Origin of the sequence: Promicromonospora thailandica (genome assembly GCF_024171955.1) — a bacterium.
Lineage (GTDB): Bacteria > Actinomycetota > Actinomycetes > Actinomycetales > Cellulomonadaceae > Promicromonospora > Promicromonospora thailandica.
Genome location: NZ_JAMTCS010000002.1, coordinates 477,876 through 501,379, shown reverse-complemented (window position 1 = coordinate 501,379; position 23,504 = coordinate 477,876). Strand labels below are relative to the sequence as shown.

Sequence of the window (23,504 nt, the reverse complement as noted above, 5' to 3'; positions counted from 1 at the left end):
GTGGCGGAAGCCTATCGGTCGCCTGTGACAACCAGTGAGCCCGTCCGGGACGGCCGGCGGGCGAGACCGCCGTTCACCAGACCACCGGCGTCGCCGTGCCCCAGTTGTACGAGTAGACGTAGACCTCGACACCCGGGGTCCCCCAGGCGCAGGGCAGCTCACCCGTGAAGCTCCCGTCCGCATCCGTGCGGAGCTTCCTGCCGTCGCGGGTCGTCTCGAAGGCCAGGTTCCCTCCGGCAGTCGGCGCGAACCGCTCACCTGCCGCCGAGCAGGCGGCGCCGAAGTCGAGGTTCGGCTGCGCACCGCGCAGCCGCAGGCCGAGGTAGGCGCACGTGGACCGGGTGCAGGTGGTGCCGTCGTCGTTCGTGAACCCCACGGCGCTCGCCCCCTTGTAGGACGTGAGGGTCCGGCCGCTGTCCGTGTCCCCCGTGCTCCCGCTTTTGCGCGCCCACTCCCCGCACCCGGCGGCGTTGCACAGCCGCGCGCGCACCGTGTAGCTCTTGTTCGCCCCCGTGGGCACGTTCACCTGGTAGAAGTGGTCGCCGTTCTGCCAGGCGTCGGAGAGGTTCTCGCGCATGCCCTCGCGCGTCGCGTCGCCGCTGAGCCGGAACTCGATGCGGTCGACCCGGCGCCCGCCGTTGCTCGGGGCCGCCCAGATGCGGAAGTTGCCGTCGTCGCCGAGGTCCTGGAACCAGTCGATCGGCGGGGCGCCGGGCACCGTGTACGGGTTGACGGCGTTCGAGCGCGCCGTCCAGGCCGAGCACGTGTGCGCGTTGCAGGCACGCACCTCGAACGTGTGGTCCTGGCCGTTGGCGAGGCCGCCGACGGTGGTCGGCGAGCCGGTGGCGTCCTTCGTCGCCGAGCCGTCCGCCCGCACCTGGTAGTACGGGTCCTTGCCGCGGAAGTCGGTGATCCCCGACCAGGTGACCCGGGCCTTGCCGTTGGTGTCCCCGCTGATCAGCGCGGCCCTGGGCGGGCCGGGGACCGCCGGGGTCCCGTACGGCTCCAGCACCGCCGACCGCGGGCCCGTGGGGGACGTGCCCGCCTTGTTCCGTGCGGCCACCGCGAACTGGTAGCCCGACCGCGGGTCCAGCCCCTGCAGCTTCTGGGACGTGCCGCTGACGACCCGGGTCCCGGCGGGCTCGCCGTCCCGGTAGATGCTCAGCGTGTACTCGATGACCGGCGCCCCGTTCGTCGCGGGCGCCGTCCAGCGCACCGTGACCTGCCCGCCCACCGCGGTGTCGACCCGGGTCGCGCGCGGCGCGGCCGGGCGGGCGGGCGGCGCCGCCGGCGTCTGCGGCGCCGACGCGTCCGACCAGTCGGAGGGGTCGGGTGCCGCGTTCCGCGCCTGCACGCGCACCGTGTAGGCCGTGCCGTTCGCCAGCCCGTCCCACACCGTGCTCGTACCGTCCAGGCACGTCTTCTGGATCCCGCCCGCCGGCGGCGCCGGGCTGATCTCCAGGTTCACGCACTCGATGGGCGACCGGTCGGTGTAGGAGCGGTTCTTCCACGTCACGGTGAGGCGCTCGTCGCCGAAGCTCAGCGTGGGCGGCGCGGGACGGTCCGGCTTCTCGTCGGGCCGGGCCTCCTCGGAGGGGCCCGACTCCCCCGACGTGCCCACCTCGTTCCGCGCCGCCACGGTGAACGTGTAGGCCTGGTCGTTCGTCAGGCCCGTGACCGTGCAGGTGGTGGTGGGGCACGTGGTCGTCCGGCCCGCCCCGGAGCGCACGCGGTACTCCGTGATCGGGGCACCGTTGTCCGGCGGCGGGTCCCAGCTCAGCACCACGGTCCGGGAGCGCACCTCCTCGACGGCTGGCGGCCGCGGCGTCTCGGGCGCGCCGAGCACCGTGACGCGCGCGACGCCCTCGACCTCGCGCGTCGGGTCACCGGTCGCGTCCGCCACCCGGTAGCGCACCACGGCCACGCCGTGGAAGTCGGCCGGCGGCGTGACGCGCACGCGGTCGCCCGCGGCCTCGACGGCGGCCCGTCCGGACTCCAGGTGGGCAGCGACCAGCCGGAGCGGCTCCTCCGGGAACGGGTTGACGTCGTTGGCCAGCACGTCCACCGTCGTCGTCTCGCCCTGGTGCCCGTCCGGGACCTCGTCGGTGGTGGCTCGCGCGAGCGGGCGGGTCGAGGCGACGACCGTGACGCCGAGCTGCCCGGAGACCGGCGGATGGTTCCCGTCGGAGACGGTGAACCCCACGGAGGCGCTGGTGCCCTTCGGCACGTCCGGGGCCACGGTGACCCGCACCGTCGTCCCCGTGGTGGCCAGGCTGAGCCCGTCCCCGCCGGGCCCGGCCGTCACGGTGAGCGGGTCCCCGTCGGGGTCGGTCACGAACCGGGACAGGTCGAGCGCGGTCTCCTCGCCCGCCGCGGCCTCGACCCGGGGCGTGCCGGCGATCTCGGGCGCCTCGTTCGCCCCCGGCAGCACCTGCAGCGGCAGGGAGAGCACCGCCGTGCGGCCGTCCGGGTCGTCGACGCCGGCGCCGTCGGTCACCTCGAACGTCAGCGCGGCCGGACCGGAGTAGTCCCGGTGCGCGGTGTAGGCGACCCGCGTGGGCCCGGTCACCTCGTGGTCGCCCTCGGTCGCCGCCACCTCGGCCTCGTCGGTGATCCGGGGCGTGCGGCCCTGCGCCACCACCACGTAGTCGGCGAGGTCCAGCTCGGCCGGTACGCCCGCCGTGACCTCGACCGGGGCGAGGCCCTCGCGCAGCCGCGGCGGCGTGCCGTCGCGCGGCACCCGCAGGAACGCCTTCGCCGTGAGGCCGTCCGGGTCGGTCACCTCGTAGGTGACGACCTGCGGCCGCGCGGTCAGCGGCACCACCACCTCGCCGTCGTCCGACACGGTGGCGCCGTCGGGGCCCGCGCCCGGCACCGTGACCACGAGGTCGGCGGCGAGCCCGTCCGGGTCGGAGTCGTTGCCGGTGACGTCGACCGTCACGGTGGACGACGTGACGTCCTCCGGGGCGACGGCGTCGTCCCGCGCGACCGGGCGCAGGAGCGGCGCGTCCCGCGCGACGTCGACCGTGACCGCGCCCGTGGCCCGGGCCGCGAACGTGTCCTCGATGCCGTAGTAGAACGTGTGGGTGCCCTCGTCCTCGGGGGCCGTGACCACGACGAGGTCGTCCGCGACCTCGGGCGACAGCTCCGGCGCGCCCTCGAACGAGCGCGGCACCAGGCCCACCTGGTCGCCGTTCGGGTCGGAGTCGTTCGCGAGCGCGTCCACGCCCACGGTGCGGCCGGGCCGCACAGACAGCTCGTCGTCCACCGCCAGGGGCGGCTGGTTGACCTGGGGCGGGCGGGCCACGCCCACGCGCACCGTGCCGACGGCGGTCGCGCCCCGCGTGTCGACGACGGAGTACGTGAACCGGTCCTCACCGGAGGCCGTCGCGGCCGCCTCGTACTCCAGGGCGCCGTCCACGACGTCCACGGTGCCGGCGCGGGGCGCCGACGCGACCGCGTCGAGCCGGACGTGGTCGCCGTCGGGGTCGCTGCCGTCCAGGGGCAGGACGATGCGCGTGGTCGCTCCGGCCAGCACCCGTGCCGTGACCTCGGGCGGCTGGGGCGCGACGTTCTCGTCGTCGTCCACGACCGTCACCGTCACCTGGGCCGAGTCCCGCTGCCCGCCCGGGTCCGCCACCTCGTAGACCAGGTGGACCGTGCCGCTCTGCTCCGGTCCGGCCTTGAACCGCACCGTGTCCTGGGACACGAAGGCCTCGCCGTCCTCCGGCAGCTCCACGAGCTCCTCGGCGAGCGTGAGCTCCAGGCCGTCGGGGTGGCTGTCGTTCCGGAGCACCGGGACGGTCACGACGTCGCCCGCGTGCACGGTCGCGTCGTCCGGCTCGGCCGTCGGCGGGCGCGGCGACGTCGCGGCGGGCACGGGCACCACGCGCACCTGGCCGACGGCGGTGCCGGTGCCGTTCGCCACCGTGTATTCCAGCGTGACGGGCCCGTCCGGCCGCCGGGCCTCGGCCACCCGCAGCACGTGGTGGTCGAGCACGGCCGCGGTGACCGGGGCGTCGTCGGGCACCGTCACGGACTGCACCACGAGCACGCCACCGGCCGGGTCGGTGTCGTTCGCCACGACGTCGACGAGCGCCGACCCGCCGGCCGGCAGCAGCACCGTGTCGGTCACCGTGACGGGCGAGCCGCCGCTCTCCGGCGGTGGCAGCACGTCCACCCGCACCAGACCGAGGGCCGCGTCCGGGCCGTCGCTGACCCGGTAGGCCAGGTCGTAGCTGCCCGGCTCGTCGGACACGAACCGGAACGAGCCCGCCGCGAAGTGGGGTGTGATCGTGGCCGGGGCCTGTTCCGCCACGTCGACCAGCCGCAGCCTGTCGCCGTTGGGGTCGGTGTCGTTCACCAGGGGGTGCACCGTCACGGGCCGGCCCGCGGTGACCGCGACGTGGTCGCCCACCGCGACCGGTGGCTCCTGCGCCGCGACCACGTCGACCAGGAGCCGGCCCTCGCCCACCTGGCCGGTGCTGTCCGCGACCGTGAGGTCGACGAGCTTGCGGCCCACCGTGCCGCCGCCGTCGCGGAACTCGACCGTGCCGTCCGGGCGGAACCGCGTCCGGTCCGCGGGGTCGGTGGTCGCCACGCTCGACAGCACGAGGTCGTCGCCGTCCGGGTCGCGCCAGTACGGCAGCACCTTGACGGTGGCCGACCCGCCCTGCGCCACCCGCAGCACCGGCTCGCCGTCGGGCTCGGGCGGCGCGCTCTCGCCGGGCGGAGCCACCCGCAGCCGCACGGTGGCGTCCGCGGTGCCGCCCCGGCCGTCGTCGACCGTGTAGGTGAACGCCACCGAACCCGACGCATCCTCGGGCACGTCCGCCTGGAGCGCCAGCCCGTCGAGCACACGGTGCACGGTCACGCCGCTCGCCGCCGACGGCGGCCGGGCCACCGCCACGGTCATCACGTCGCCGTCCGGGTCGGTGTCGTTGCCCAGCACGTTCAGCACGGTCGTGCGGCCCGGGCGGACGCCGAGGTCGTCGTCCTTCGGCGTCGGTGCGCGGTTCGGCTCGTCCCGGTCGGCCACGACCTGGTCGACGAGCTCGGGCGTCGTCGACTCGGTCTCGGTCTGCTCGCCGGTCGCGTCCTGGGGCATCGTGAGGTCCCAGTCGTCGACCTTCTCGAAGTCCTCCGCGGCCATCCACAGCGTGCCGTCCGCCACGTCGTTGAGCACCACGACCGAGCGGTTGACGCGGTAGGCCAGCTCGCCGTCGGCACCCTCCAGGTACTCGTCGACGTCACGGTCGGCTCCCGGGCAGTCCCGGACCACCTGCCCGCTGCCCGACCAGGCGCCGAACGTGCAGGCCCCCACCTGGACCGGGGCCGCCGGGATGCCCTCGGCCGCCCGGGTGGTCGCCTCCCCGCCGCCCAGCGGCTGGGCGACCAGCCCGGTGGTCGTGCCGACCATGACGGACCGTGCCTCGGGGGACGGCTGCTGCAGCCGGGCCTCGGCACCCCCGGCGATCTCCACGACCTCGCCGTCGGGCAGCACGAGCGCGGACGCCGTCCGGTCCAGCACCACCGGCTCGTCGCCGACCGCCGTGACCTCCAGCTCGGCGTCGTCCGCGACGGGCAGGTCGCTCTCGGTCATCTCGCCCGGCGCACCCTGCCCACCCGTCGCCACGCGGTACAGCGTCCCCTCGCGCGCGACGGCGACGAACACCGTGCCGTCGGTGGCCACCACGAGGCGCCCGCCGGGGCCGACCTCCGCCGTCGGCTCCAGCTCCGCCTCGTCGAAGGCCGTGACGCCGTCGAACGGCAGCACCCACAGGCGCCCGTCCTCGGGGTCGAGGATCGCCGTGGTGCGGCCGCCGGACGCGAGCTGCGCGCCGCGCGGGGCACGCACGGGACCGGCGAGCGTGAGCTGGGCGGGGTCGACGGGGCTCGCCGTCGACGCGCCGTCGTCGGTCAGGAGCACGCGGTACTCCTGCTGCTGCACGTCGAACGTCGAGGACCCGGCGAGCAGCGTGCTGTCGAGGGCGCGGGCCTGGTCGTTGAACCGGCCCAGCCGCCCCGACTCGGTCTGGGTCACCCAGACGCCGGAGTCGTCGAGGTCGACCTCCGCCGTCGCCTCGCCGTCCTGTGCGAGCGCGAGGGCGATCAGGGCCCCGGTGAACAGGACGACCAGCGCCCAGGACACGACGAAGCCGGCAGTGAACCTGAACCGCTCCTCGACCGCGTCCGCCACCACGCCCCCCTGGTACCGACCAGCATCCTAGCCACGCGCCCCGGCCCCGGCCCTCCTCACCTTCGAGACCGAGGTTGCTTCGCTCTGCGAGCCGGCACAGCGAAGCAACCTCGGTCTCGAAGAGGAGGTCCGGCCGCGGCGCGCCGGAGCCCGCCCGCGACGCGCCGCGCCCGCTCAGACCGCGCGGTCGGCCAGGACCTGGGCGAACTGCTCCAGCGAGTCCTTCACCGGGCCGTCCGGCAGCGGCGCCAGCTCCGCGGCCGCGGCGCGCGCCCAGCGCACGGCCTGCTCCCGGGTCTCCGCCAGCACGTCGTGCGCACGCAGCCGCTCCACCACGGCGGTCAGCGCCTCGTCGGAGGACAGGTCGCCGTCCAGCGCGGCCAGCAGGTCCCGGTCCTCGTCCGTCGCCGCGTCCGACTCGACCCGCTGCCGCAGCAGCAGCACCGGCATGGTCGGCACGTGCTCGCGCAGGTCCGTGCCCGGCGTCTTGCCCGACGTCTCGCCCGACGAGGCGACGTCGAGCACGTCGTCGGCGAGCTGGAAGGCCACGCCCACCTTCTCGCCGTAGGCGCCCACGGCCTCGATCTGCTCCGCCGGCGCCCCGGCGAGCATCGCCCCCAGCCGGGCCGACGTCGACAGCAGCGACGCCGTCTTGTCGGACAGCACCTGGAGGTAGTGGTCCACCCGGTCCGCGCCGTCGTCCGGCCCCATGGTCTCGTGGAGCTGGCCCAGGCACATGCGCTCGAACGTCCGGGACTGCAGGATCACCGCCTCCGGACCGAGCTCGGCCACCCGCGCGGAGGCGCGGGCGAACAGCATGTCGCCCACGAGGATCGCCACGGAGTTGCCCCACACCATGTGGGCCGCGGGCGCCCCGCGCCGCATGGGCGCGGAGTCCATGACGTCGTCGTGGTACAGCGAGGCCACCTGCGTCAGCTCCACGACCACCGCCGCGTCGACGACGCCGGGCGCCGCACCGTCGCCGAGCTCGCCCGTCAGCAGCGTCAGCAGCGGCCGGAACCGCTTGCCGCCCGCGTCGATGAGGTGCCGGGAGGCGCCGTCGGCCAGCTTGTCCGCGCTGGCGACGGCCTCCAGCAGCGCCTCGTCGACCACCGTCAGCCGGTCCGCCAGGCGGGACGCCAGCTCGGGGTCGGTGATCGGCAGCCCGAGCGCGGTCGGGTCGGGCGGGTTCGACGAGCCGGCCGGGGACGACGTCGTGGGCGTGCCCGACGTCGTCCGGGGCGGCAGCGGTGCGGAGGTCACGGCACGAACTTACTTGCCTGTTCCACCAGACCGAGAACCGGGGACGGGAAAACGCCGAGAATCACTGTGACGACCGCGCACACCGCGATGGCCACGGCGGCCGGCCCGCGAGAGCGCACCACCGTCACCGCGACCTGCTGCGAGGCCGTGACCTGCGGCGTGACCAGTGTCGCAGTCCCGACGCCGGCCGGGGCGCCGGAGGCCCCCGCACCCTCGCCGAGGTCCTCCGCGTCCGGCACCCGCTCCGGGACGGTCTCGTCGTCCGCCCGGCGGAACACCATGACCACGAGCAGCCGCAGGTAGAACGCGACGGCGACCACCGACGCGAGCACGCCCAGCACCGCGAGCCACCACAGACCGCCGTTCGTCGCGCCGCTGAACGCCCCGAACTTGGCGATGAACCCGGCGGTGAGCGGGATGCCCGCCATGGACAGGAGGAACAGCGCGAACGCGGCGGTGAGCCACGGCGCCTTGCGGCCCAGGCCGGCCCACTGCGCGATCTCCGTGGCCTCGCCGAGCACCACGCCGTCGTCCTCGACCGGGCCGTTGTCCTCGCCCGAGGTGGCCCCGACCCGGCGCTCGCGCACCAGCGTCACCACGCCGAACGCGCCGATCGTGGCGACGCCGTAGGCCAGCAGGTAGAACAGCGTCGAGGCCTGCACCTCCGGCCGGAAGCCCGCGACGCCCACGAGCAGGAAGCCCGCGTGCGCGATCGACGAGTAGGCCAGCAGGCGCTTGACGTCGGACTGGACGGAGCCGACGACCGTGCCGACCGCCATGGTCAGCACGGCGACGACGACGATCACGGCCTGGAGCTGCTGCATGGTCTCCGGGCTGACCGCCCCCACACCGATCGTGATCCGGTACAGCACCACGACGAGCGCCGCCACGGCCGCCACCTTGGTGCACGCGGCCATGAAGCCGGTGATCGGTGTGGGCGCCCCCGTGTACACGTCGGGCGTCCAGGCGTGGAACGGCACCGCGCCCACCTTGAACAGCAGGCCCACCGTCACGAGCAGCACGCCCGCCACCAGCAGCACGGTCATGCCCTCCAGCGGCAGTCCGCCCTGCTGCACCCGCTGGGCGATCACCAGCAGGCGCACCGTGCCGGCGAACCCGTAGATCAGCGCCACGCCGAAGATGAACAGCGCCGAGGCGAACGCGCCGAGCAGGAAGTACTTGGCCGCGGCCTCCTGGGACAGGAGCCGGCGCCGGCGCGCCGTCGCGCAGAGCACGTACAGCGGGAGCGAGAGCACCTCGAGCGCGATGAACATGACGATCAGGTCGTCCGTGGACGCGAAGAGCATCATGCCGCCGGCCGCGAACAGCAGCAGCGGGTAGATCTCGGTCTGCTCCAGCCCCGAGCGGCGCGCCAGGTCCTCGTACGACGTGCCGGGCACCGCGGAGGCGGACGGCGCGAACGCGTCCTGCCCGGTGCTGGTGCGGTCCGCCACGACGAGCACGCCCAGGAAGGCGAGCGCGGCGACCAGGCCCTGCGTGCCGAGCGCGAACGGCGTGAGGGTCACGCTGCCGCCCAGCACCTGCACCGGCTGCGCCACGATCTGCGGCCACAGCACCGCGACGACGGCGAACCCGCCGGCCAGCGCGGCCAGCGTCAGCACGATCTGGGTGGTGCGGCGGGCGCGCGCGGGCACGAAGGCCTCGACGAGGATGCCCACGACACCCGCGCCCAGCACCACCAGGAGCGGTGCGAGGGCGAGCCAGTCGATCTCGGGCGGCACGAACGTGGTCACTTGTCGCTCCCCATCTGCGCGGCGGCGTCCGCCGGTTCGTCGACCGCCGTGACGGCGGCCACCGACTGCTCGGCGGGCGCGTCCACGTAGGTCAGGGCAAGGCTCGGCACCAGACCGAGCACCAGGAGGCCGGCCACGAGCGGCGCGGCGACGACGCGCTCACGCACCCGCAGGTCGGGCAGGGCCTCCAGCCCCGCGGCCGGCGCCCCCGTGAAGATCTTCTGATAGGTCAGCAGCACGTAGACGGCCGCGAGCACCACGCCGGGGATCGCTGCGATCGCCCAGGCGGCCGACCCGGCGGGCGAGCCGCCGAACGCACCGATCAGCACCATGATCTCGCTGACGAACGTGGCCAGGCCGGGCAGCGACAGCGTCGCCAGGCCCGCCACGAGGAACGTACCCGCGAGCACCGGGGTCACCGACCGCAGCCCGCTGTAGGCCGCGATCTTCTGCGACCGCTCCGGGTGGCGGGACACGAGGAACCCGGCCACGAGGAACAGCGCGCCGGTGGCGAGGCCGTGGTTGAGCATCATGAAGCTCGACCCGGCGGTGCCCAGCGGCGTGAACGTGAAGATGCCCAGGATGATGAAGCCGAAGTGGCTCACCGAGGTCCAGCCGACCAGCCGCAGCAGGTCGGTCTGCATGATCGCCATGATCGCCCCGTACAGCACCGACACCACGGCGAGCGCGATCACGAACGGTGCCGCCCAGCGGGAGGCCTCCGGGAACAGCGGCAGGCACAGGGTCAGCATCCCGAAGGTGCCCACCTTGTCCAGCACGCAGATCAGGAGGGTCGACGTGCCGGGCGTGGCGTTGCCCGCCACGTCGGGCAGCCAGCTGTGCACCGGGACCATCGGGGCCTTGATCGCGAAGGCGATGAAGAACCCGACGAACATCAGGCGCTCGGCCACCGTGCCGAGGTCCACCGCGGTGAGCTGGCCCACGAGGAACGCCTGCCGCGGGTCCACGCCCGCGTCGACCGCGAGGAAGTACAGCGCGATCACCGCGGCGAGCATGATGAGCCCGCCGCCCAGGCTGAACATCAGGAACTTCACGGCCGCGCGACGCCGTCCGGCGCCCTGGCCGAACCCGCCGATGAGGAAGTAGGCCGGGATCAGCATGGCCTCGAACAGCACGTAGAAGAGGAACACGTCACGCGCGCTGAACACGGCCACCATGAACGCCTCGAGCAGCAGCACGAGCGCCACGAACCGGCGCAGGCGCACCTCGTCGCGGCCCTGCTCGCGCCAGGCGGCGAGCAGCACGAGCGGCACCAGCACCACGGACAGGGCCACGAGCAGCAGGCCCACGCCGTCGACGCCCACCGCGTAGGACGCGCCGATCTGCGGGATCCAGGCGTGCTGCTCGGCGAGCTGGTGCTCGGCCGCGGCACCCGTGTCGAACGCCAGGAAGGCCCCGACCAGCAGGCCCACCTCGACGAGCGAGAACACGAGCGCCAGCGGGCGGGCCAGGCCGGTCCCGCCGCCCGCGGGCCCGGTGCGTCGGCGCACCAGTGCGCTCAGGCCCACCACGGCGGCGCCGACCAGCGGCCATGCGACGAGCACGGTCAGCCAGGGAAACATCTCTCCTCCGATCACTGGGCACCACCCAGGCCTCCACCGAGCTGGATGACCAGCCAGGCGACGACGGCGATCACGAGGACACCGCCCGCCATGCCGGCGGCGTACGAGCGGACGTACCCGGTCTGCGCCTTGCGGAACATCGCGCCGAACCACGAGACGGCCAGGGGCAGCACGCCCCATCCACGGTCGACGACGTCCCGGTCGCCCACCTGCACCAGGCGGGCCACGCCGTGCGCCGGCAGCACCACGAGGGTCTCGTTGGCGGCGTCCTGGTACAGGTCCTTGCGGGCGGCCCGGGTCAGGAACGAGCCGCGGGGCGCCTCCTCCGGGACCAGGGCGACCGCGTACATGCGGAACGCGAGGGCCGCGCCGAGCACCACCAGCACGAGCGTGACGGTGATGATCGCGGGCACGGGCAGCACCGGCTCGTGGTGCTCGGCGTGCCCCACCACCGGCTCGAGCCAGGTGGTGAACGTGCCGCCGATGCCGAGCACGGCGCCGAGCGCGGCGGAGCCGACGCCCAGGAACACGAGCGGCCACCACATCAGCGGGGAGCCCTCGTGCGGGTGCTGGTTCTCGGTCCAGCGCGGCCGGCGTCCGCCGAACGTCATGAAGAACAGGCGGGTCATGTAGAAGGCGGTGATCGCGGCGCCGAGCACGGCGACGGAACCGAACACCCACGCCCGCCACGGCTGCCCGTCCACGGGCACGAACGCGGCCTCGATGATCCCGTCCTTGCTCCAGAAGCCGGAGAACGGCGGGATGCCGAGGATCGCGAGCCACCCGAGGCCCATCGTGATCCAGGTGATGGGCAGGAACCGCGACAGCCCGCCGAAGCGGCGCATGTCGGTCTGGTCGCCCATCGCGTGCATCACCGAGCCCGCCCCGAGGAACAGGCCCGCCTTGAAGAAGCCGTGCGTGAGCAGGTGGAAGATCGCGAACGCGTACCCCGCCGGGCCGAGGCCCGCCGCGAGCATCATGTAGCCGATCTGGGACATCGTCGAGGCGGCCAGCGCCTTCTTGATGTCGTCCTTCGCGGTACCGACGACCGCGCCGAACAGCAGGGTCACGGCGCCCACGACGACGACGACGAGCTGCGCCGTCGGCGCCGCCTCCAGGATCGGGCCCGAGCGCACCATGAGGTAGACGCCCGCGGTGACCATGGTGGCGGCGTGGATGAGCGCGGACACCGGCGTGGGGCCAGCCATCGCGTCGCCGAGCCAGGCCTGCAGCGGGAACTGCGCCGACTTGCCGCACGCGGCGAGCAGCAGGCACAGGCCGACGGCGGTCGCCGTCGTCTCGGAGAGCCCGCCGGCCGCCGGGAGCACGTCGGCGAAGCTCACGCTGCCGACGGTCGCGAAGAGGATCGCCATGGCGGCGATGAGCCCCATGTCGCCCACGCGGTTCATGACGAACGCCTTCTTGGCCGCCACCGCGTTCTCGCGGGCCGACGGCCGTCCGGTGTCCCAGAACCCGATGAGCAGGTAGGACGCGACGCCCACACCCTCCCAGCCCACGAACAGCAGCAGGTAGGAGTCGGCGAGCACCAGCGTCAGCATGGCCGCGACGAACAGGTTGAGGTACGCGAAGAACCGGCGCCGGTCGACGTCGTGGTCCATGTAGGCCACGGAGTACACGTGGATGAGCGTGCCCACGAAGGTCACGAGCATCACGAACGTCAGGGACAGCGGGTCCAGCCGGAGGCCGAGGTCCACGTCGAGACCGCCCGCGGACAACCACGTCCACAGGCCGTGGTCGACCGCGCGCTCCTCGGGCGGCGTACCGATCATGCGGAACATCAGGATGAAGGCGACCACCGCGGAGGCAGCGGAGGCCGCCACGCCGAGCCAGTGGCCCCAGCGGTCGGTGGCCCTGCCGCCCAGCAGCAGCACTGCCGCGCCGATCAGCGGGAAGCCGACCAGCCAGGGGGCGAGCCCGATCACGTCGTTCACTGTCTCCCCCTCAGAGGATCTTCATGGTGGGTGAGTCTGCGGTTCCGCTGCACCTTCGCCTCACCCACGGAGCAGGTTGACGTCGTCGACCGAGGCCGAGCGCCGGGTACGGAAGATCGTCACGATGATGGCCAGGCCGACGACGACCTCGGCGGCGGCGACGACCATGACGAAGAAGGCGAGCACCTGGCCCGTCAGGTCGCCGTGCATCCGGGCGAAGGTGACGAAGGCGAGGTTGGTCGCGTTGAGCATGAGCTCGACGCCCATGAACACGACGATCGCGTTGCGGCGCAGCAGCACGGTGGTCGCCCCGATGGCGAACAGCACGGCGGCCAGCACCACGTAGTTGGTGACGTCCATCAGGACTCCTCCTCGGTACCGCGGTCCGCCTGGTTCTCCACCAGCGCGACGGCGGTGTGCGGGGCGGGCCGCTCCTGGCCCCGGATGCGCAGCACGCGCGACACCGACTGCGGGACCTGCTCACCGTCCGGGCCGAGCGCAGGGGTGTCCATCGCGTTGGAGGTGGCGTAGACGCCGGGCGAGGGCAGCGGGGTGAGGGTGACGCCCTGCGACAGCGCCTTGACGCGGGCCTCCGCGACCGTGCGCTGGTTCTGCTTCGGCGTGAGCCGGCGCCGGTGCGTGAGCACCAGCGCGCCGACGGCGGCCGTCACGAGCAGCACGCCCACGGCCTCCATGGCCAGCACGTAGTCGCCGAACAGCACGCGCGCCAGCGCCTGCGGGTTGGCGACGCCGCCCGGGTCGCCCCCGGCGAGGCCGACGCCGGGCGGGAAGGCCGCCCGGCCGACGACGCCGCCGAGCACCAGCGCGAGACCCAGCCCGATGAGCAGACCCACCCAGCGCTGACCGCGGATGGTCTCGGTGAGCGAGTCGGACGCGTCGACGCCGACGAGCATCAGCACGAACAGGAACAGCATCATCACGGCGCCCGTGTACACGACCACCTGCACGACGCCGAGGAAGGGCGCCTCCTGCGCGATGTACAGGATCGCCATGCTGACCATGACGAACACGAGGCACATCGCGGCGTGCACGGCGCGCCGCACGAACAGCAGGCCCAGCGCGGCGAGCACCATCAGCGGCGCGACCACCCAGAACAGGACGGTCTCCCCGCCCGAGATCTCCAGCCCGGCGGGGGTCATGCCGTCACCTCCGTGCGCGACGGGAGCCCCGTGAGGTCCGACTCGCCGACGGAGCCGGGCTCGCTCGTCGAGCGCGCCCCTGTGGTCGAGCCCGCGTCGTCCCGCACCGAGCCGACGGCGGCCGCGCCCGCGGACCGCTCCGCCGCGCCGGGACCCTCGTCCGGGCGCAGCTCGTGCTTGCGCGGGGTCGGCGCCGGCGCGGTGCCCGAGACGACCGCCTCGGCGGCGTCCAGGGTCTCGTCGTCGGGCCGCGCCTCGCGCACCCAGGCGACCTGCGCCGCCGTCGGGCCGAGCACGTCGCCGCTGTAGTAGTCGGTGTCCGTGGTGCCCTCGACCATGGGGTGCGGGGCCGCGAGCATGCCCTCCGACAGCGGGGCCAGCAGGTCCTGCTTCTCGTAGATCATGCCCGCGCGGGAGTTCCCGGCCAGCTCGAAGTCGTTCGTCATGGTCAGCGCCCGCGTGGGGCACGCCTCGATGCACAGCCCGCAGAAGATGCAGCGCAGGTAGTTGATCTGGTAGACGCGCCCGTACCGCTCGCCGGGGCTCATGTGGGCCCCGCCGGAGTCGTCGGCCTTGACCTGGCGCCCCGCGTTCTCGGGCAGGTCCGCGTTGGACGCGCCCTCCACGTAGATCGCGTCCGCCGGGCAGGCCCACGCGCACAGCTCGCAGCCGATGCACTTCTCCAGCCCGTCGGCGTACCGGTTGAGCTGGTGGCGCCCGTGGAACCGGCGCTGGGTCGGCTCCTTCTTGCGCGGGTACTGCTCCGTGACCGTGGGCCTGAACATCGACGACAGCGTCACGCCGAAGCCCGCGACGGGGGCGAAGATCTCTCCGAGCGCCCCCGGCTGGGGCCGCAAGGGCTGGTAGTCACCCGGCTCTGTGCTACTCACCGGTGACCTCCTTTCCGAACCGCTTGGACGGGGGCAGCTTCTCGCCGGGCAGCGGGGGCACGGGGAAGCCGCCGGCGAACGCGTCCACCGTCTCCTTCTCCGCCTCGCCCGCCGGTGGCGCCTTCTTCTCGGGCCAGAACCACATGACGGCCACGAAGACGACGGCGGCGCCGACGATCACCGGGATGAACTGCTGGTAGGTGACGCCCTGCACGCGCTGCAGCCACTGCACGACGGCCAGCACGACGACCCACGCGAGCGCGACCGGGATGAGCACCTTCCAGCCGAACACCATGAACTGGTCGTAGCGCAGGCGCAGCAGCGTGCCGCGCACCCACACGAAGACGAACATGACGGCCCACAGCTTCACGAGGAACCAGATGATCGGCAGCCAGCCCTCGTTGAGCGCGCCGCCGAGGAACCCCTCGGGCACGGGCGCGCGCCAGCCGCCCAGGAACAGGGTCACGCAGACGGCGGAGACGTTGAGCATGTTGATGTACTCCGCCAGGAAGAACCAGGCGAACTTCATCGACGAGTACTCGGTCATGTAGCCGGAGACCAGCTCGCCCTCGGCCTCGGGGAGGTCGAACGGCAGGCGGTTGGTCTCGCCGATCATCGAGATCACGTAGATCACGAAGGCGGGCGCGAGCGGGATGAACCACCAGATCTGGGTCTGGCTCGACACGATCTGCGACGTCGACATCGACCCCGCCATGATGAACACGCTCACCAGCGACAGGCCCATCGCGAGCTCGTAGCTGATCACCTGCGCCGTCGAGCGCACGGAGCCGAGCAGCGGGTACGTCGAGCCGGAGGACCAGCCGCCGAGCACGATGCCGTACACGCCGAGCGACGCGGCGGCCAGGATGTAGAGCGTCGCCACGGGGAAGTCGGTGAGCTGCGCCGGGGTGGTCCAGTCCGTCCAGGGGAACGGGAGGCTCGGCCCGAACGGGATGACGGCGAAGACGAGCAGCGAGCAGAACACCGAGATCATCGGCGCCAGCAGGTACACGAGCTTGTCGGCCCGCGTGACCGTCATGTCCTCCTTGAGCAGCAGCTTCATGGCATCCGCGAGCGACTGGAGCAGGCCGAAGGGCCCGTGCCAGTTGGGGCCGGGCCGCACCTGCATGCGGGCCACGACCTTGCGCTCGAACCAGATCGCGAAGAGCACGCTGGTCAGCAGGAAGACCACGATGAGCACGGCCTTGACGATCGAGGCCCAGATGGTCTCCTGCGAGAAGTCGGCGGCGACGCCGGGCGCCGCGGCCGCGAGGATCGCGTGATCCATCACCCCTGCCTTTCCGAGTTGTCAGACGTGGGGGCCACCGGGGCGACCTGTGCCGCTGACACGTCGACGAGGTCGCCCGCGGCCGCGCCGAGGGTCGCGTGGACGCGGCTGCCCACGCTGTTCAGCGGCAGCCAGACGACGCCGTCGACCATGCCCGCGGTCACCGCGACCGGCACCTCGACCCGCCCGCGCGACGTGCTGACGGCGACGCGGCCGCCGTCGGCCACCCCGAAACCCTCCGCCGTGGCCGGCGACAGGCGCGCGACCGGCTGCTTGGCCGTGCCGGCGAGGAACTGCTCGCCGTCCTGACCGCGGCCCGCGTCGAGCTGCAGCCGCCAGGTGGCGAGCACGGCCTGGCCGGGGCCGACCTGCGGCGCGGCCGTCCGGACGTCCTGCGGGGCGGCGACGCGGTCGCCGGACCACGCCTCCTGCTGCGTCATCGCGATCGACAGGTGGGCCTCGGCGGGCGTGGCCGCCTGCAGGTCCACGCCGAGCTGCTGGGCCAGCACGTGCAGCACGCGGTGGTCCGGCAGCGCGTTCGACTCGAGCGCCGCGCCGAAGGACCGCACGCGGCCCTCCCAGTTCCAGTACGAGCCGGCGCGCTCGACGGGCGGCGCCACGGGCAGCACGACGTCGGCCCGCTCGGTCACCTCCGAGGCGCGCACCTCGAGGCTGACGACGAAGCCCGCCGCGTCCAGGGCCGCGCGCGCGGCCTCCGGGTCGGGCAGGTCGCCGAGCTCGACGCCGCCCACCAGGGCCCCGCCGAGCGCCCCCGACGCCAGGGCGTCGAGGATGCCCGCGGTGTCGCGGCCGGCCTCCGCCGGCACCTCGGCGCCCCAGGCCTGCGCGACCTGGGCCCGCGCCGCGGCGTCCGTGACCGGGCGGCCGCCGGGCAGGAGCCCCGGCAGCAGGCCGGCCTCGACGCCGCCGCGCTCGCCCGCCCGGCGCGGGATCCACGCCAACCGCGCGCCCGTCGCCTCGGCGAGCCGCAGGGCCGCCGCGTACGCGCCGGGCGAGCCGGCGAGGCGCTCGCCCACGAGGATCACGGCACCCGGCTGGGTCAGGGCGCTGGTGTCGACGTCGCCCGCCTGACCGCTGCGCAGGCCGTCCAGCCACTCGGACTCGGTGCCCGGCGCCGCCGGGAGCAGCGTGCCGTCCAGGCGGAGCAGGCCTCGCGTGGCGTAGGGGGCGATCGAGAAGATCTTCGTGCCCGACCGGGCCGCCTTGCGCAGCCGCAGGTAGGTGACGCCCGCCTCCTCCTCGGCCTCCAGCCCGGCCAGCAGCACGGCGGGGGCCTTCTCGAGATCGCCGAACGTGACGCCCATGCCCGAACCCGCCACGGCATGGGCCAGGAACGCGGCCTCCTCGGCGGAGTGCACGCGGACCCGCTGGTCCACGTCGTTGGTGCCGAGCGCCGTCCGCGCGAACCGGGACCACGCGAACGCGTCCTCCACGGTGAGCCGGCCGCCGGGCAGCACGCCGACGCCGCCGTCCCGGCGCGCCGCGGCCAGGCCGGCCGCCGCCACCTCCAGGGCCTCGACCCAGGACGCGGGCCGCAGCTCACCGTTCTCGCGGACCAGGGGCGTGGTGAGGCGGTCGGGCGCGCTCTGCCACGTGAAGGCGAAGCGGTCCTTGTCGGTGATCCACTCCTCGTTCACCACCGGGTCCTCGCCCGAGAGGCGGCGCAGCACCTGGCCGCGGCGGTGGTCGATGCGGATGGCGGAGCCGTTGGCGTCGTGCTCCGCGATGCTCTCGGTGCTGACCAGGTCGAACGGCCGCGACCGGAACCGGTAGCCCGCGCCGGTCAGCGCGCCCACGGGGCAGATCTGCACCGTGTTGCCCGAGTAGTACGACGAGAACGGGCGCCCGGAGCTGTCCGTGGCGGCCTCGCCGACCGGACGGTCCACCGGGCCGGTGCTCGACTCGGCGCCCGCGAAACCGAGCACGTCCTCGTCGAACCGGCCGATCTGCTGGTGCGCGCCGCGGTCCTGCAGCGCGATGAACGCGTCACCGGCGATCTCCTCGCTGAACCGCGTGCAGCGCTGGCACAGCACGCAGCGCTCGCGGTCCAGCAGGATCTGCGTGGACAGGGCGATCGGCTTGGGGAACGTGCGCTTGACGTCGACGAACCGCGAGTCGGTGCGGCCGTTCGACATCGCCTGGTTCTGCAGGGGGCACTCGCCGCCCTTGTCGCAGACCGGGCAGTCCAGCGGGTGGTTCATGAGCAGCAGCTCCATGACACCCTGCTGCGCCTTGTCGGCCGCGGCGGAGGTGTGCTGCGTCTTGACCACCATGCCGGGCGCGACCGTCATGGTGCACGACGCCTGCGGCTTCGGCATGGGCCGCACGTTGCCCTCGCGGTCGGGCATCGCGACCTCGACGAGGCACTGCCGGCACGCGCCCGCGGGGGCGAGCAGCGGGTGGTCGCAGAACCGCGGGATCTGGATGCCCGCCTGCTCGGCGGCCCGGATGATGAGCGTGCCCTTGGGCACGCTCACCTCGGTGCCGTCGATGGTGAAGGTGACCAGCTCGACCGGTGCGGCCTCGGTGCTGGTGTCGTTGGACGTGACGGTCATCAGTGACCTCCCGCCCCGGCGCCCGTGAGGGCTCCGGGGGTCCGAGTCTTGGGGGTGTACGGGAAGAGGGCCGACGCGCTCGGGTCGAACGGGCAGCCGTGCCCGTCGATGTGCGCCTGGTACTCGTCCCGGAAGTGCTCGATGCTCGACGTGATGGGCGACACCGCGCCGTCACCGAGGGCGCAGAACGCCTTGCCGAGGATGTTGTCGCACAGGTCGAGCAGCAGCTCGAGATCGCCCTCGGCGCCCTCGCCCGCCTCGATGCGGTGCAGCACCTGCTTGAGCCAGTAGGTGCCCTCGCGGCACGGCGTGCACTTGCCGCACGACTCGTGCGCGTAGAAGTCCGTCCACCGGGACACGGCCCGGACCACGCACACCGTCTCGTCGAAGATCTGCAGCGCGCGCGTACCGAGCATGGAGCCCGCCGCGCCCACCGACTCGTAGTCCAGGGGGGTGTCGAGGTGCTCCTGCGTGAAGATGGGCGTGGACGAGCCGCCCGGCGTCCAGAACTTCAGCTCGTGACCGGCGCGGATGCCGCCCGAGAGGTCGAGCAGCTCGCGCAGCGTGATGCCGAGCGGCGCCTCGTACTGCCCGGGCCTGGTCACGTGGCCCGACAGCGAGAACAGGCCGTGGCCCTGCGACTTCTCGGTGCCCATCGAGGCGAACCAGTCGGCCCCGTTGGCGACGATCGCGGGGACCGACGCGATGGACTCGACGTTGTTGACCACGGTGGGCCGCGCGTACAGGCCCGCCACGGCGGGGAACGGCGGCTTGAGCCGCGGCTGGCCGCGCAGGCCCTCGAGCGAGTCGAGCAGCGCGGTCTCCTCGCCGCAGATGTAGGCGCCCGCGCCCGCGTGCACCGTGACGTCGAGGTCGAAGCCCGAGCCCTGGATGTTCTTGCCCAGGTAGCCGGCCCGGTACGCCTCCTCGACCGCGCTCAGCAGCCGCCGGTAGACGTGCAGGACCTCACCGCGCACGTAGATGAACGCGTGGTCGCAGCCGATCGCGAAGCTCGTGATCGCCACGCCCTCGATGAGGTGCTGCGGGCTGGCGAGCATGAGCGGGATGTCCTTGCAGGTGCCCGGCTCGGACTCGTCGGCGTTGACGACCAGGTACCGCGGGCCGCCGTCGGGCGGGGGCAGGAAGCCCCACTTCATCCCCGTGGGGAAGCCCGCGCCGCCGCGGCCGCGCAGGCCCGAGTCCTTCACGGCCTGCACGATCTCGGCCGGCTCCATGCGCAGCGCCTTCTTGAGCCCGCCGTAGCCGCCGGCGCGCTCGTAGGTGGCCAGGCGCCAGGAGCGGTCCTTGTCCCAGGTGTCGGTGAGTACCGGTGTGAGCGTCACTTCGCGTCCTCCCCGGGCTTCTTGTCCTTGCCGACCGAGGCGTCCGACGCCGTCGCGGGCTTGCGCTCGGCCGACGAGCCGGGCGTGCCCACCGGCGGGCTGGTCTGCCCGGCGGCCCCGTCCGCGTCCCCGGCCGCCGAGGCCTCGGGGGCGGTCCAGCCGCGCTCACGGGCGATCTGGAGGCCGGCCAGGGTCGGCGCGCCCGCGCCCACGCCCTCGTCGGCGCGGCCGTCGGGGAACCCGGCCAGGACCCGGCTCATCTGCTTGAACGAGCACACGGACGCGGCACCGCGGGTGGGGACGACGTCCTCGCCGAGGATCAGCTTGTCCGCGAGCGCCGTCGCCGACTCGGGGGTCTGGTTGTCGAAGAACTCCCAGTTGACCATCACGACGGGCGCGTAGTCGCAGGCGGCGTTGCACTCGACGCGTTCGAGCGTGATGGCGCCGTCGGGCGTGGTCTCGTCGTGGCCGACACCGAGGTGCTCGCTGAGCTCGTCGAAGATCGCGTCGCCGCCCATGACGGCGCACAGCGTGTTGGTGCACACGCCCACGGTGTAGGTGCCGTTGGGGTGGCGCTTGTACTGGGTGTAGAAGGTGGCGACGGCGGAGACCTCGGCGGCGGTGATGCCGAGCATCTCGGCGCAGAACAGGATGCCGTCGCGGCTGACGTACCCGTCGACGGACTGCACGAGGTGCAGCATCGGCAGGAGCCCGGACCGGGGGTCCGGGTAGCGCGCCATGATCGCCGTGGCGTCGGTGGTCAGGGACGCGAGGGTCTCGGCGTCGTAGCGGGTCTTCGTCGTGGGCTGCTCCACGGGCTCTGCCGTCATCGGTCCACACCTCCCAGCACGGGGTCCAGGGACGCGACGGCGACGACGACGTCGGCCACCTGGCCGCCCTCGCACATCACCGACGTGGCCTGGAGGTTGTTGAACGAGGGGTCGCGGAAGTGCGCGCGGTAGGGGCGGGTGCCGCCGTCGGACACGACGTGCACGCCGAGCTCGCCGCGCGGGTGCTCCACGGTCTGCCATGCCTGGCCGACGGGGACGCGGAAGCCCTCGGTGACCAGCTTGAAGTGGTGGATCAGGGCCTCCATGGAGGTGCCCATGATCTTCTTGATGTGCTCCAGGGAGTTGCCCTGGCCGTCGGCGCCGACGGCGAGCTGGGCCGGCCACGCGATCTTCTTGTCGGCCACCATGACGGGCTCGCCCTCGGTGCGGTCGAGCCGGTCGAGGGCCTGCTCGATGATGCGCAGCGACTGGTAGCACTCCTCGACGCGGAGCACGACGCGGTCGTAGCAGTCGGCGCCCTTCGAGGTGGGGACGTCGAAGTCGTAGGTCTCGTAGCCGCAGTACGGGTTGTCCTTGCGGACGTCGTACGGCAGGCCCGTGGACCGCAGCACCGGGCCGGTGACGGCGAGCGCCATGCACCCGGAGAGGTTGAGCACGCCGACGTCGGTGAGGCGCGCCTTGAAGATCGGGTTGGCGAGCATGAGGTCGGTGAGCTGCTTGAGGTAGCCGCGCACCTTCGTCAGCGCCTCGCGGGCCTGGGTGGTGAAGCCCTCCGGGGTGTCGACGGCGACGCCGCCGGGCCGGATGTAGGCGTGGTTCATGCGCAGCCCGGTGACGGCCTCGAAGAGGCGCAGGATCTCCTCGCGGGCGGTGAACCCGATGGTCATGACGGTGGTGGCGCCCATCTCGTTGCCGCCGGTGCCGACGCAGACCAGGTGGGAGGAGATGCGGTTGAGCTCCATCATGAGCACCCGGATCACGGAGGCCCGCTCGGGCACGTCGTCGGTGATGCCGAGCAGCTTCTCGACGGCGAGACAGTAGGCGGCCTCCTGGAACAGGGGCGCCACGTAGTCCATGCGGGTGCAGAACGTGGTGCCCTGCGTCCACGTCCGGAACTCCATGTTCTTCTCGATGCCGGTGTGCAGGTAGCCGATGCCGGCGCGGGCCTCGGTGACGGTCTCGCCGTCGATCTCCAGCATGAGGCGCAGCACGCCGTGCGTGGACGGGTGCTGGGGGCCCATGTTGACGACGATCCGCTCCTCGCCGATCGCCTCGCGCGCGATGTCGTCCCAGTCGCCGTCGCCGTACGCCTCGAACGCGCGCACCGTGGACGACATGTCCTCGTTGCCCGCGGGGCGGGTGGCGTGGGGGGCGGGAGCGCTCATCAGTAGCTCCTCCTCGTGTCCGGCGGGGGCACGGTGGCCCCCTTGTACTCGACGGGGATGCCGCCGAGGGGGTAGTCCTTGCGCTGCGGGTGGCCCACCCAGTCGTCGGGCATCTCGATGCGCGTCAGGGCGGGGTGGCCGTCGAAGACGATCCCGAAGAAGTCGTAGGTCTCGCGCTCGTGCCAGTCGTTGGCCGGGTACACGGACGTGGTCGACGGGATGTGCGGGTGCTCGTCGGGTGCGGCGACCTCGAGCCGCAGGCGCCGGGAGTGCGTCACCGACGTCAGGTGGTAGACGGCGTGCAGCTCGCGGCCGGTGTCGTGCGGGTAGTGCACGCCGCTGACGCCGAGGGAGAGCTCGAACCGCAGGTCCTGGTCGTCGCGCAGCGCCTGGCAGACGGCGACGAGGTGCTCCCGGGCGACGTGGATCGTCAGCTCCGCCTGGGGCGCCTCCGCGCTGTCGGCGCCGTGCAGGTCCACGACCACCTTCTCGACGGCCTCGGAGAACCCGGGTCCGCCGGTCGCGGTGCCCTCCTCGAGCACCTCGGCGAGGATGTCGACCACCTGGTCGAACCAGCCACCGTACGGGCGCGCCGACGGCCCGGGCAGCGCGACGGGCGTCACGAGGCCGCCGTACCCGGACGTGTCGCCGGAGCCCTGCACGCCGAACATGCCCCGCTTGACCTCGACGACCTCGAGCCGCGTGGCTTCCTCCGGTCGCTCGACGACGGCGTGCTGGTCGCCGCCCGGCGTCACGTCGCTCATCGCAGCAGCCCCTTCATCTCGAAGGTGGGCGTCGCCTCCAGCGCGGCCGCCTCGGCGGCGCGCGCCGCCTCGAGGCGGTTGACGCCGAGCGGCGCGTTCTGGATGTGGTCGTGCAGCCCGAGGATGGCGTTGATCAGCATCTCCGGGCGCGGCGGGCAGCCGGGCAGGTAGATGTCGACCGGCACCACGTGGTCCACGCCCTGCACGATCGCGTAGTTGTTGAACATGCCGCCCGACGACGCGCACACACCCATGGAGAGCACCCACTTGGGCTCGCTCATCTGGTCGTACACCTGCCGCACGACGGGCGCCATCTTCTGGCTGACCCGGCCGGCGACGATCATCAGGTCGGCCTGCCGCGGCGACGCGCGGAAGACCTCCATGCCGAACCGGGACAGGTCGAACCGGGACGCGCCCGCCGCCATCATCTCGATGGCGCAGCACGCCAGCCCGAACGTCACCGGCCACAGCGAGGCCTTGCGCAGGTACCCCGCGAGGTCCTCGATCGTCGTCAGCAGGAACCCCGACGGCGCTTCCTCGACACCCATGTCCCCTC

15 protein-coding genes are annotated in these 23,504 nt (G+C 73.2%); all 15 read right to left on the bottom strand.

Going from position 1 to position 23,504, the window contains the following annotated elements; translation table 11 throughout:
* Positions 1-73: 73 nt before the first annotated feature.
* Complete coding sequence (locus APR03_RS05350) at positions 74-6,202, bottom strand: Ig-like domain-containing protein (RefSeq protein WP_253833434.1); 6,129 nt, start codon at positions 6,200-6,202, stop codon at positions 74-76.
* A gap of 171 nt (positions 6,203-6,373) precedes the next feature.
* Positions 6,374-7,462, bottom strand: a complete 1,089-nt coding sequence (locus tag APR03_RS05345; RefSeq protein ID WP_372494764.1) for a polyprenyl synthetase family protein — start codon at positions 7,460-7,462, stop codon at positions 6,374-6,376.
* A complete protein-coding gene (nuoN, locus tag APR03_RS05340) occupies positions 7,459-9,216 on the bottom strand; it encodes an NADH-quinone oxidoreductase subunit NuoN (RefSeq protein WP_253833432.1) in 1,758 nt (585 codons plus the stop codon). Before nuoN ends, APR03_RS05345 begins: the two co-directional genes overlap by 4 nt.
* Positions 9,213-10,799, bottom strand: coding sequence for an NADH-quinone oxidoreductase subunit M (locus APR03_RS05335; protein WP_253833429.1), 1,587 nt, complete (start codon positions 10,797-10,799; stop codon positions 9,213-9,215). Before APR03_RS05335 ends, nuoN begins: the two co-directional genes overlap by 4 nt.
* Positions 10,800-10,810: 11 nt before the next feature.
* Positions 10,811-12,742 carry an NADH-quinone oxidoreductase subunit L gene (nuoL, locus tag APR03_RS05330; protein WP_253833480.1) on the bottom strand — a complete coding sequence of 644 codons (1,932 nt, stop codon included), beginning with the start codon at positions 12,740-12,742 and terminating at the stop codon, positions 10,811-10,813.
* Between the two features lie 69 nt (positions 12,743-12,811).
* A complete protein-coding gene (gene nuoK / locus APR03_RS05325; RefSeq protein WP_253833428.1) occupies positions 12,812-13,111 on the bottom strand; it encodes an NADH-quinone oxidoreductase subunit NuoK in 300 nt (99 codons plus the stop codon).
* Positions 13,111-13,911 carry an NADH-quinone oxidoreductase subunit J gene (locus APR03_RS05320; protein WP_253833426.1) on the bottom strand — a complete coding sequence of 267 codons (801 nt, stop codon included), beginning with the start codon at positions 13,909-13,911 and terminating at the stop codon, positions 13,111-13,113. The genes nuoK and APR03_RS05320 overlap by 1 nt, the downstream gene beginning before the upstream one ends.
* Positions 13,908-14,768, bottom strand: coding sequence for an NADH-quinone oxidoreductase subunit NuoI (gene nuoI, locus APR03_RS05315; RefSeq protein ID WP_275977168.1), 861 nt, complete (start codon positions 14,766-14,768; stop codon positions 13,908-13,910). Before nuoI ends, APR03_RS05320 begins: the two co-directional genes overlap by 4 nt.
* A 25-nt stretch (positions 14,769-14,793) precedes the next feature.
* Positions 14,794-16,089, bottom strand: coding sequence for an NADH-quinone oxidoreductase subunit NuoH (gene nuoH / locus APR03_RS05310; protein ID WP_253833423.1), 1,296 nt, complete (start codon positions 16,087-16,089; stop codon positions 14,794-14,796).
* Positions 16,089-18,665 (bottom strand): NADH-quinone oxidoreductase subunit G, encoded by a 2,577-nt coding sequence (locus APR03_RS05305; protein ID WP_253833422.1) that lies wholly within the window; start codon positions 18,663-18,665, stop codon positions 16,089-16,091. The genes nuoH and APR03_RS05305 overlap by 1 nt, the downstream gene beginning before the upstream one ends.
* Positions 18,665-20,008 carry an NADH-quinone oxidoreductase subunit NuoF gene (gene nuoF, locus APR03_RS05300; RefSeq protein WP_253833421.1) on the bottom strand — a complete coding sequence of 448 codons (1,344 nt, stop codon included), beginning with the start codon at positions 20,006-20,008 and terminating at the stop codon, positions 18,665-18,667. The genes APR03_RS05305 and nuoF overlap by 1 nt, the downstream gene beginning before the upstream one ends.
* A complete protein-coding gene (gene nuoE / locus APR03_RS05295) occupies positions 20,005-20,838 on the bottom strand; it encodes an NADH-quinone oxidoreductase subunit NuoE (protein WP_253833420.1) in 834 nt (277 codons plus the stop codon). The genes nuoF and nuoE overlap by 4 nt, the downstream gene beginning before the upstream one ends.
* Positions 20,835-22,184: an NADH-quinone oxidoreductase subunit D gene (locus APR03_RS05290; protein WP_253833419.1), complete on the bottom strand. Its 1,350-nt coding sequence runs from the start codon at positions 22,182-22,184 to the stop codon at positions 20,835-20,837. The genes nuoE and APR03_RS05290 overlap by 4 nt, the downstream gene beginning before the upstream one ends.
* Positions 22,184-22,948: an NADH-quinone oxidoreductase subunit C gene (locus APR03_RS05285; protein ID WP_253833418.1), complete on the bottom strand. Its 765-nt coding sequence runs from the start codon at positions 22,946-22,948 to the stop codon at positions 22,184-22,186. The genes APR03_RS05290 and APR03_RS05285 overlap by 1 nt, the downstream gene beginning before the upstream one ends.
* Positions 22,945-23,496, bottom strand: coding sequence for a NuoB/complex I 20 kDa subunit family protein (locus APR03_RS05280; protein ID WP_253833416.1), 552 nt, complete (start codon positions 23,494-23,496; stop codon positions 22,945-22,947). Before APR03_RS05280 ends, APR03_RS05285 begins: the two co-directional genes overlap by 4 nt.
* Positions 23,497-23,504: the final 8 nt, after the last annotated feature.